A 10938-nucleotide genomic window follows, 5' to 3' on the forward strand; every position below is an offset into this window, starting at 1 on the left:
AATCCTTATTGGGTGTCCTTTTCTGATGTTATGGCTGCGCTGGTCGTGATTTTTATTCTGGCATCGCTAGTTCTTTTGATGCAGTTGGTTGACCTGAGGCAGGATGTAAATAAGGAAATAAAAGAACTTAAAATAGCAGAAAAGGTAAGGAAAACGGTCGTCGAAGATATAGCGCGCGAGTTGAAAGATAAATCTATTGAGGTCCAGATCGCCGAGAATCATTCGATTATTCGTATACCCAACGATGTGCTCGGATTTCGTTCAGGGAAGTTCAGCATTGATAGCCAATACCAGGATACTGCGAGAATTATCGGTGAAGTGTTGGCCAGTGTCGTGACCAAAGATAACCGAACGGAATATCTTGACACTATTTTTGTGGAAGGTCATACCGATAATCGCCCATTTTGGGGGGCGCCGGGAAAAGGTAATTGGGGGCTTTCCACTTTTAGGGCGATTAGCTTATGGGAGTATTGGGGAGAGGCAATAGATAAAAGGATGGCTCTTTATAACTTGCGGAATCATGAAGGGCAGCCGCTTTTTTCTGTGAGTGGTTATGCGGATACGAGGCCGGTCACAGAGATCCAAAGTGCAGAATCGGATTATGAATTAAACAGAAGAATTGATATCAGAATCACGATTCGTCGCCCCGACGCAGAAGATTACGAGAAAGTGAAGTCAAAGTTTGGAGAGCCTGATGCGACTCCCCAAGATTGACAAAAAATCGTTTCCAGAGTGGCCAGAAAGCACTTATCAGACATGGGCTGCTCTGGAAGATAAGGTTGCACATAAATCAGAAGAACTTGGCAAAAGCGGAGCTTTCCAAAGACTGGAAAAGCTCATTAAAGAATGTAGCCGCCGTGGCCAAGAGTTGCCTGATGAAGCCTACCATACTCGCCCTGGAGTCCGCGCGCTGACTTGGCTCTGGCTGCAGAGTGAGACTGTCAGAGAAGACTATTTGGATCAGGAGGCGCTGGAGTATTTGTTGTCAGCCCAGAACGAAAAGCTGTCGAGAATGGTTGTGCTGCAGCTCATTCAGCTTTTCTTTCGTGAACATGACAGGCTATCTGATGGAGAAAAGGGGCTAATGGAGTCGTTGGGGATAATCCTTTCCCAACAAGCTGAAGCAATAAACGCACGATCCAGTGTTCAAGGAAGAGACATCATAGCTGTGGTAAATAGTGATAGCTGGCTCATAGAGAATGATGGCCCGGCTCGATTGGTTGAAAAATGCCTCCTGACAGGACTTCCACTGGATGACTTTATCTCTCGTCTGGGCATGGATGGCTATATGGATGGCCGTTTTGGCGAGGTGACGCGAGCAATTTACTACATCAAGGAGCTGCAAAATATTCCAATTGGCCAGGACCATGATGTGCTCAATGAAATAGTAAAAGAGCGAGTCGCTAAAGCTCCCTATCAGGAGAATCTTCGTGTCGGACATGCGGCGATAAAAATTCTGATCGACAGGACAGAAGAAGAGCCTTCAGAACGGTGGCAGGATGTCATCTTGACTATTGCAGGTGATCCCAGAGTGTCTGGCACTAACAGGCAGTTTGCAGAATGGTGGGCTCCCCTGGGGGATGACAGGGTCAACAAGGTCAGGGGCTGGCTTGCCAAGGAAGACCTGAAGTTGTTCCTCGAAGCGGTAGAGCAATATGGCCTGGATTCAGGTGACGAGAGTCTGAACAACATGTTCCCGGCAAGGAAACAGTTCCTGACAGGATTGTTTAAACAAGGTGTAGTGAGAAACTCAAGGCTGATGTTAGGCAGTAAAGCTGAGTTTTTCGTAAAACGTATTCTCGACAAAGAGATGCTGTCTTCCTACGCGAGAATGGACGGAACAATGTCCGATAAGGCAGTGATATATCTGGACTGTGGTGATTTTCATATTGTCGAGGGCTCACACTCTTTCAAAATCTGGCTTTATCAGGAAAGGCCAGATCCTTCATTTGTTAACTATGACAAGAATTACTACACCCACTCGGACTTAACGATAAAACTACCCCGGCAGTACCGAAAAGACCATAAAGGGAAGCGGTATGCAGCGATACCTCATTACCCGACTACGTGGCGCAAGAATGTGCTCGAGTTTCTGGTCGATCACGATGTCGAGCTGGAGTGGCCACCTCTTTTCGGTAAGGGTGAGTGGAAGTACTACAAGAACTTGCATGGCATACCAACCAAAGATGCACGCAGGCTAAAAAACTATGAAGGTGGCTAATGGGATTCCGTGAATCGATAGCAAATATCCTGGGGCGAAACTCAACACAGGAGAAGGGTGGGCTCTCCCTTCTGGTCGAAGATGAAGGCATTAGCTTCTATACCTCGCCGGATAAACTTACCGATATCAGGTCTGGTAACGCCAGTAGTCTTGCTGGCGCCCAGCATGTTGCCCTCACCATGCTCAGCGAGTCGGGTCAGGCGCAGCCGATCTCCAATGGCTTTTTCGTGCCCTCGGAGTCTGTCGCCTGTCTGGAAGAAGACATTCTGTCCATCCTGCAGCTTGCGCCCAGAGCGCCGCTCCAGTTCCAGATAAAAGTTGACGGGAAAAGCACCCACCCAGGGTTCAAGGTGTCAGCGTTTGTGCTGATCGATGGTGAGTCATACCCCATTAACCGCAAAGGTCCCATTCTCAGCAACACCAGCACGGACAAATACACGCTGACACCGCCCCAATTACTGGCGCTGGATGCCATTGATATCCACGCCTCCATGCCTGCCGATGAGAAAGGAGAAGGCAGTAACCTGCGACTGATCGCCACCCTGCAGCAGGCCAAGCGCGACGGCCTGGATATCAACCTTTCCCATTTCGACAATATCAACGTCGCCGAAGCAGAACGGATTGGTCTCACCGTGTCCAAATTGCCGGATGGCAGCATCGAACTGTCACCAACCCTTGGCGACGGCACACCCTATGCCGAGCTCCTCTCCCGTTGGGCTCAGCTGGATCCGGGTGCCGATGAAGGCACCATGCGCATCGGCAACCGGATTATGCTGCTCGACAAGCAAAAAATGGAGGGTATCCGCGAGGTCTTTTCCTCCCGCCGTATTCCTGCCGATCAAGTCGTCCGTTTCATGGAGGCACCAACCGCTTTCATTGATGCTGCATTGGTAGATCTGGATACCGGCTTTTCCGTTCGTGTGGACGGTGTGGGCACCATGCGCCATATCGCCATTGGTGAGTTGGACGCGAAAGGGGCTGACTGGTTCAGCCAGGAGGGCAGGCCAGCCGTTCCGCAGGTACTGGGTGGGCTGATCCAAAGTGAGGAAGATGCAGATCGCATCGAGCAAGAAATTCAAGCCGCCCGGGGCGATGGAGCATCAACAGTAGTGGTTGATGGTCAGGAAATTGATATCTCTGATGAGGAAGCGGTAAGCGCCATCATCGAGAAGGCTCGCAAAAATTTATCAGAACCAGACGTCGTTCTAGAAGAAGCAGAGCAGCCTGATGAAAAACGCCAAAAAGTCTCGGTGCTCGTTAAGGATGCAGAAGAACGCAGGGAAGAACTGCTGGCCATGGCGGACCGGGCAGCGCCGTCATCCGAGCCTGACTGGTCGCTTTATAAGCGCTCGCCCTTTCCTCACCAACGGGCAGGTATTGACTGGCTTGTTGGCCTGGGTGAGCAGGCCCAGAATGCGGACGCCGAACAGTTCTACCGAATGCAGGGCTGCCTGCTTGCGGATGACATGGGGCTCGGCAAGACCTTTATGGCGCTGGTGTCCCTGTCCGAGCTCATGCAGCGCCAGCGCAAGGCCGGTAATGCAGTAAAGCCTGTTCTGGTAGTGGCACCACTTAGCCTGCTGGAAAACTGGGAAGAGGAGGTTGAAAAGACCTTCACGCGCTCTCCTTTTCGCGACATTGTCGTGCTGCAAGGCGGCAGAGATCTCAAGCGTTTCCGCATTCCCAACACGCAAAGAGAAACGGTGCAGATAGCCAACATGGCGGATGGTGAGGTGGATATGGCCACCCTGCGCTATGCCCTCCATGTGGGCCCGGAAGCCGGCCCGGACCGGCTTGATATGGATGCCCGCCTGGTGCTGACCACCTACCAGACCCTGCGCGATTACCAGTTTTCTCTCTGCCGCATTGACTGGGGGACTGTAATCTTTGATGAAGCCCAGAACATCAAAAACCCCAACACGGGGGTTACTTGCGCGGCCAAAGCCCTGAAAAGCAGCTTCAAGGTGCTGGCTACCGGCACCCCGGTGGAAAACAGTCTGCTGGATTTCTGGTGCGTCATGGATACCGCCCAGCCGGGGCTGTTAGGTGACTGGCCAGCTTTCCGCGAACAGTATGTGAAGCCCATCCTCAAGGCCGATGACGAAGAGAGAAACCGTGTTCGTCAGGAAGTGGGTAACGACCTTCGCCAGGCCGTAGGGCGCTTTATGCTGCGCCGAACCAAGGAAGAAGAGCTGCAGGGCCTGCCCAAAAAATCCATCTTCGGCGGTGCCATCACGGAACCATCTGGCGATGTGCAGCCCATGCCGGCCCTGGCCGGAACCATGACTGGCGTTCAGCTACAGACCTATGATCAAGTGCTGGACGACTACCAGAGCCGCCGCCATGAAGAGATTCAAGGGTTGGCAATCTCCAGCCTGCACCAGCTCAAAACCATTTCACTCCACCCCCGTCTACAGGATGGCGACATAGCGGCCCTGTCATCCGGCAAGAATGTCCGTGGCGTAATGGCCGAATCCGCCAAACTGGAAGCCATGCTCAATACTCTGGACGAGATCCGTGCCCGTAAGGAAAAAGTGATTGTCTTCCTGATCACCAAAAAGCTGCAAGTGCTCCTGAAAGTCTGGCTGGATCGCCTTTATGGACTCGACGTGGGCATTATCAATGGCGACACCAAGGCGGTATCCTCAAAAAAAGACGATGCGACCCGCAAGGGCATGATCAGCAAGTTCGAGGCCGCATCGGGCTTTAATATCATCATTATGTCGCCGGTGGCTGCCGGGGTGGGCCTCACCGTGGTCGGCGCCAACAATGTCATCCACTTGGAAAGACACTGGAACCCGGCCAAGGAAGCCCAGGCCTCGGATCGCGTCTACCGCATTGGCCAGGAGAAGCCGGTAAACATCTACCTGCCGGCGGCGCATCACCCGGAACGGGATGCCTTCGATGTGCATCTACATCGGTTGCTGGATAACAAGCTGCTATTAAAAAACGCCGTTGTCACCACCGAAGCCGTATCCGAAGAGGAAATGCTCAAGGGCATGGGGCTGGGTTGATAACCCGACCAAGAATGGAAAAGCACAAAGAAAAATAAGGAATCACAGTGACGACACAGCGCTATTCGGTAAACCAGTACCTCATCGAGACCATCATGACCTGGGTGAAATCCGGGGAAATCGCCATCCCGGAGATTCAGCGCCCCTTTGTCTGGGAGGCGGCGAAAGTGCGCGACCTCATGGACAGTCTCTATCAAGGCTATCCGGTGGGCTACATCATCGCCTGGCGCAACCCGTCAGTGAAGCTCAAGGATGGCGGCGTGGCCGAAGGCAAGAAGATCCTTATTGATGGCCAGCAGCGCGTCACGGCACTGCGAGCGGCCATCGGTGGCCAGCAGGTGGTCAATCAGGACTACAAAACCGTCCGTATCCGTATCGCCTTTCACCCGCTGGATGAACGCTTTGAAGTGGCGAACACCGCCATTGATAACGACAAGGCCTGGATTAGCGACATCGGCCCGGTGATCCGTGGTGACACCAAGACCCACAAGGTCGTCCGTCAGTACCTGGATGCCAACCCCAATGCCGATGAAGACCTGCTCTACGACCGGCTCGACAAGCTCACTGATATCCTCAAGAAGCAGATCGGCCTGATCGAGCTGTCCCACGACCTGGACATCGAAACCGTCACCGAAATCTTCATCCGCATCAACTCCAAGGGCGTGGTGCTCAGCCAGGCGGATTTCGCCATGTCCAAAATTGCCGCCAACGAGGAATTTGGCGGTAACACCCTGCGCAAGGCAGTGGATTATTTTTGCCACCTGGCAGTGGCCCCGGAGTTCTACAGCGTTATCGAAGAGAACGACAAGGACTTCGCCGCCACCGACTACTTCAAGGCCATGCGCTGGCTGCGTCAGGAAAACGAAGACCTGTATGATCCCGGCTATTCCGACATGCTGCGGGTGGCGTTCACCTCCCGCTTCAATCGCGGCAAACTGGCGGATCTGGTGGGGCTGCTCTCCGGACGAAACTTTGAAACCCGCACCTATGAAAAGGATATCGAGGAAGCCTCCTTCCAGAACCTGCACGAAGGGGTGATGGAGTTCATCAACGAAACCCACTTCAAGCGCTTCCTGATGATCATCCGCTCCGCAGGCTTCGTGGACAAATCCATGATTCGCTCCGGCGCCGCCCTCAACTTCGCCTACAGCCTCTACCTGAAGCTCAAGCGCGACCACGGCAATGAACCTCGCATCGAATCCTGGGTGCGCCGCTGGTTTGTCATGTCCGTGCTCACCGGTCGCTATTCCGCCTCCCCGGAAAGCCGGGTGGACAAAGACATCAAGGACATCAACGAGAGGGGCTTCACCGACGTGCTGGCCGACCGTGAGGCCGCCGAGCTGTCAGACACCTTCTGGGAAGTCGGGCTGGTGCAGGGGCTCAGAACCTCCTCGGTCAACTCCCCGCTGTTCAAGGCTTTCCTGGCGGCTCAGGCCTGCCTGGGCGACAAGGGTTTCCTGTCCAAGGACATCACCGTGCGCGACATGCTCACCCACCACGGTGACATCCATCACATCTTCCCCCGGGAATTTCTCAAGAAGCAGGGTTACACCCGTGGCCGTTACAACCAGGTGGCCAACCTGGTGTGTGTCCAGCAGGAAATCAACATCAAGATCGGCTCGAAGAACCCCAGCGATTACGTGGCGGCCATCTTCCAGCAGTGCCAAACCGGCGAGCCCATCTATGGGGTAATCACCGCCCCGGGCGAGCTGGGCGCCAATTTTCAGGCCAATGCCTTGCCACAGGATCAGAACCTGTACCATATCGACCACTACGAAGATTTCCTCTCCCGCCGCCGTGAAGCCATGGCAGAGAAAATAAAACACTATTACCAGAAGCTCTGACTTGCCCGCACCGGGGCGCCTGTCCGGCAGCCGGTTTGAACATGGCCTCCCGGCCGGGAAGCAGACAACACACTGATACAGAGACGAAAAATCAATGGATCACAGCACACACAACAAACTGGTCTCCTTTATCTGGAACATCGCCGACGACTGCCTGCGCGATGTGTATGTGCGCAGTAAATATCGTGATGTCATCCTGCCCATGGTGGTGCTGCGTCGTCTCGATACCCTGCTCATGCCCACCAAGGATGCGGTACTGGATGAGGTCGAATACCAGAAAAAAGAAATGGACGCCACAGAGCTGGATTCGGAGGGCCTCAAAGAAGCCTCTGGCTATGTGTTCTACAACGTCTCCAAGTGGACGCTCACCAGCCTGTACAACACCGCCACCAACAACCGGCAGATCCTGCTGGCCAACTTCGAGGAATACCTCAAGGGCTTCAGCCCCAACGTGCAGGAAATCATCAAGCGCTTTGAGATGAAGAGAAAAATCCAGCACATGGCCCACAAGGATGTGCTGCTGGATGTGGTGGAAAAATTCGTCTCGCCCAAAATCAACCTTACGCCCAACGATGCCATGGACCCGGACGGCTACAAGCTCCCCGGCCTCTCCAACCTGGGCATGGGCTATGTGTTTGAAGAGCTGATCCGAAAGTTCAACGAAGAGAACAACGAAGAGGCCGGGGAACACTTCACCCCGCGGGAAGTGATCGAGCTGATGACCCACCTGGTGTTCGACCCCATCAAGGATGACCTGCCGCTCACCCTCACCGTGTACGACCCGGCCTGCGGTAGTGGAGGCATGCTCACTGAATCCCAAAACTTCATTGAAGAGAAGTATCCTTCCGATCCTTCATCCAAAAGTCAGCGCGACATCTACCTCTACGGCAAGGAAATCAACGACGAAACCTATGCCATCTGCAAATCCGACATGATGATCAAGGGCAACAACCCGGAGAACATCAAGGTCGGCTCCACCCTGTCCACCGATGAATTCGCCTCAGACCGCTTCGACTTCATGCTCTCCAACCCGCCCTACGGCAAAAGCTGGGCCTCGGAGCAGAAGCACATCAAGGATGGCAGCGACGTCATCGACCCGCGCTTCAAAATCAAGCTCAAGGACTACTGGGGCAACCTGGAAGACTGTGACGCCACCCCGCGCTCCAGCGATGGCCAGCTGCTGTTCCTCATGGAAATGGTCAGCAAGATGAAAGACCCGGCCACGGGTTCAAAAGGCTCTCGCATTGCCTCGGTCCACAACGGTTCCAGCCTGTTCACCGGCGATGCCGGCGGCGGCGAAAGCAATATCCGCCGCTACCTGATCGAGAACGACTGCCTGGAAGCCATCGTCCAGCTGCCCAACAACCTGTTCTACAACACCGGCATCACCACCTATATCTGGGTGCTGAACAACAACAAGCCGGAAAACCGACGCGGCAAGGTGCAGTTGATTGATGCCAGCCTGCTGTATCGCAAGCTGCGCAAGAACTTGGGCAACAAGAACTGCGAATTCGCCCCCGAGCATATCGAGGAAATCACCCGCACCTACCTGGACTGCGCCGCCATTGAACGCGAGCTGGATAGCAACAACGACCCAGTTGGCATCGCCAGCCAGGTGTTCCGCAACGAAGACTTTGGCTACCACAAGGTCACCATCGAACGCCCGGACCGCCGCAAGGCCCAGTTCTCCGAAGAACGCATCGCAGGTCTGCGTTTCGACAAACAGATCAGCGAAGTCATGGAACATCTCTATGTCGAGCACGGCGACAAGGTTTACGAGCACACCGGCCACGGCAAGGACAACAAGCAGAGCTTCCTGAAAAGCATCGAAAAGCCGGTCATGGCCTGGTGTGAAGATAACGACATCAACCTCAACACCAAGGCCAAAACCAAACTGCTGGACGTGAAACGCTGGGACAGCCTCAAGGCTCTGGTGGACACCGCCCGTGAACTCATGTCCGCCATCGGTGAGGAAGAGTTCGGCGACTTCAACCAGTTCAAGCAGAAGGTCGATGCCGAACTCAAGGCCAGAAAGATCAAACTCTCCGCCCCCGAAAAGAATGCCATCCTCAATGCCGTGAGCGGGTACGACGAAACCGCCGAAAAGGTGGTCAAGAAAGTGGTCAAGCTCAACGGCGACAAGCTGGAAGAACTGCTGCACCGCTACGACTGCACTCAGGAGAAGCTACCGGATTACGGCCTGTACCCCACCGGCAAGGCCAACGAATACCTCACCTATGAATCCAGCGCCGACCTGCGTGACAGCGAATCCATCCCCCTGCTCAAGGACGGCGACAAGCAAGGTATCCACGACTACTTCCTGGAAGAAGTAAAACCCCACGTGGAGGAGGCCTGGATCAACCTGGATTCCACCAAAATCGGCTACGAAATCAGCTTCAACAAATACTTCTACCGCCACAAGCCGCTGCGCTCACTGGAAGAAGTGGCCCAGGACATTATCAGCCTGGAGCAGAAGGCTGAGGGGCTGATTGCGCAAATCTTGGGGGTAGAGAGTCTCGGTGTGGATGTTGAGCAGGTGCAGGGGTAGGTGGCTATGTTGAGTATTGCTGAGTTGCCAAAATATGAGTCTTACAAAGACTCCGGTTATGAGTGGCTGGGTAAAGTGCCAGAGTCATGGGGACTGCTGGCGAACAAGCACATTTTTAAAATTAAGAAAAACCTGGTGGGTAAGCGATCTGCAGAGTACGACCTGCTCTCTCTGACGCTGAAAGGCGTCATCAAGAGAGATATGGAGAATCCAGAAGGCAAGTTTCCGGCCGAGTTTGACACCTATCAAGAGGTCAAGTCTGGTGACTTTGTCTTCTGCCTCTTCGATGTGGAGGAAACTCCGAGAGCGGTTGGTCTTTCGCCATTTGATGGCATGATCACAGGTGCCTATACCGTTCTCGAGGCTGATCCTAGCTTTGACAGTCAGTTCCTCTATTACTTTTATCTGAATCTTGATGGAAAAAAGCGACTTAAGCCCCTTTACCGAGGGTTACGGAATACGATTCCTAAAGAGTCGCTTATGAGCTTCAAGACATTTGTCCCCTCTTTAGAGCAGCAGCGAGATATTGCTCGATTCCTCGACAAAAAAACCGCCCAAATCGACGAAGCCATTGCCATCAAAGAGCAGCAGATCGCCCTGCTGAAAGAGCGCAAGCAAATCATTATCCAAAAAGCCGTCACCCAGGGGCTTGATCCAAATGTGCCCATGAAAGATTCCGGCGTGGACTGGATTGGAGAGATTCCGGCGCATTGGGATGTTATGCGAGCAAAGTATCTATTTGATGAGGTTGATGAGCGCTCCGAATCCGGAGAAGAAGAGTTGCTTTCTGTTTCTCATATGACGGGTGTTACTCCAAGATCAGAGAAGAATGTTTCGATGTTTATGGCTGAGGACTATTCGGGGTCGAAATTGTGCCGAGAAGATGACTTAGTGATTAACATCATGTGGGCATGGATGGGGGCCCTTGGGGTTTCTGATCGTGTAGGGATTGTGAGTCCTTCATATGGGGTTTTTCGTCAGAAAAAAAGAAGCACGTTTAATTCTGCCTACCTGGAGTTCTTGCTGAAAAGCAATTATTACGTCGAGTATTACAATAGAGTTTCAACGGGTTTGCATTCTTCAAGGCTGAGATTCTACGGACATATGTTGTTCGCAATGGAAATGAGTTATCCAAGCTATGAAGAGCAAAATGAAATTATTGCCTATCTTGGTGAGCAAACAAAGAAGATCGATTTGGCTGTGAGCTCTCAAATGGAGCAGATCGAAAAGCTAAAAGAATACAAAACCACCCTGATCAATAGCGCAGTAACCGGAAAAATCAAAATTACCCCCGACATGGTGGAGGCCTGA

The 10938-nt window shown here is 53.2% G+C and carries 6 protein-coding genes; all 6 read left to right on the forward strand.

Annotation, left to right across the window (positions count from 1 at the left end):
• Positions 1–12: 12 nt before the first annotated feature.
• The 6 genes from Y017_RS09625 to Y017_RS09650 all read left to right on the forward strand — a co-directional run bounded on the left by Y017_RS09625 (position 13) and on the right by Y017_RS09650 (position 10938).
• Complete coding sequence (locus tag Y017_RS09625) at positions 13–714, forward strand: OmpA family protein (protein ID WP_231483474.1); 702 nt, start codon at positions 13–15, stop codon at positions 712–714.
• Positions 695–2221 (forward strand): EH signature domain-containing protein, encoded by a 1527-nt coding sequence (locus tag Y017_RS09630; protein ID WP_051428746.1) that lies wholly within the window; start codon positions 695–697, stop codon positions 2219–2221. Before Y017_RS09625 ends, Y017_RS09630 begins: the two co-directional genes overlap by 20 nt.
• Positions 2221–5235: a DEAD/DEAH box helicase gene (locus Y017_RS09635; protein WP_035460514.1), complete on the forward strand. Its 3015-nt coding sequence runs from the start codon at positions 2221–2223 to the stop codon at positions 5233–5235. The genes Y017_RS09630 and Y017_RS09635 overlap by 1 nt, the downstream gene beginning before the upstream one ends.
• Before the next feature lie 47 nt (positions 5236–5282).
• The gene (locus tag Y017_RS09640; RefSeq protein WP_035460515.1) at positions 5283–7079 is read left to right on the forward strand and encodes a DUF262 domain-containing protein; all 1797 of its coding nucleotides are present in this window, start codon (positions 5283–5285) and stop codon (positions 7077–7079) included.
• A gap of 94 nt (positions 7080–7173) precedes the next feature.
• Complete coding sequence (locus Y017_RS09645; protein ID WP_035460517.1) at positions 7174–9627, forward strand: class I SAM-dependent DNA methyltransferase; 2454 nt, start codon at positions 7174–7176, stop codon at positions 9625–9627.
• Positions 9628–9633: 6 nt separating this feature from the next.
• A complete protein-coding gene (locus Y017_RS09650) occupies positions 9634–10938 on the forward strand; it encodes a restriction endonuclease subunit S (protein WP_035460519.1) in 1305 nt (434 codons plus the stop codon).

Source organism: Alcanivorax sp. 97CO-5, assembly GCF_000524665.1.
GTDB lineage: Bacteria > Pseudomonadota > Gammaproteobacteria > Pseudomonadales > Alcanivoracaceae > Alcanivorax > Alcanivorax borkumensis.

Coding starts and splice junctions, on each gene's coding strand:
- Y017_RS09650 (WP_035460519.1), top strand. CDS start 9,634: ATGTTGAGTATTGCTGAGTTGCCAAAATATGAGTCTTACAAAGACTCC.
- Y017_RS09645 (WP_035460517.1), top strand. CDS start 7,174: ATGGATCACAGCACACACAACAAACTGGTCTCCTTTATCTGGAACATC.
- Y017_RS09635 (WP_035460514.1), top strand. CDS start 2,221: ATGGGATTCCGTGAATCGATAGCAAATATCCTGGGGCGAAACTCAACA.
- Y017_RS09630 (WP_051428746.1), top strand. CDS start 695: ATGCGACTCCCCAAGATTGACAAAAAATCGTTTCCAGAGTGGCCAGAA.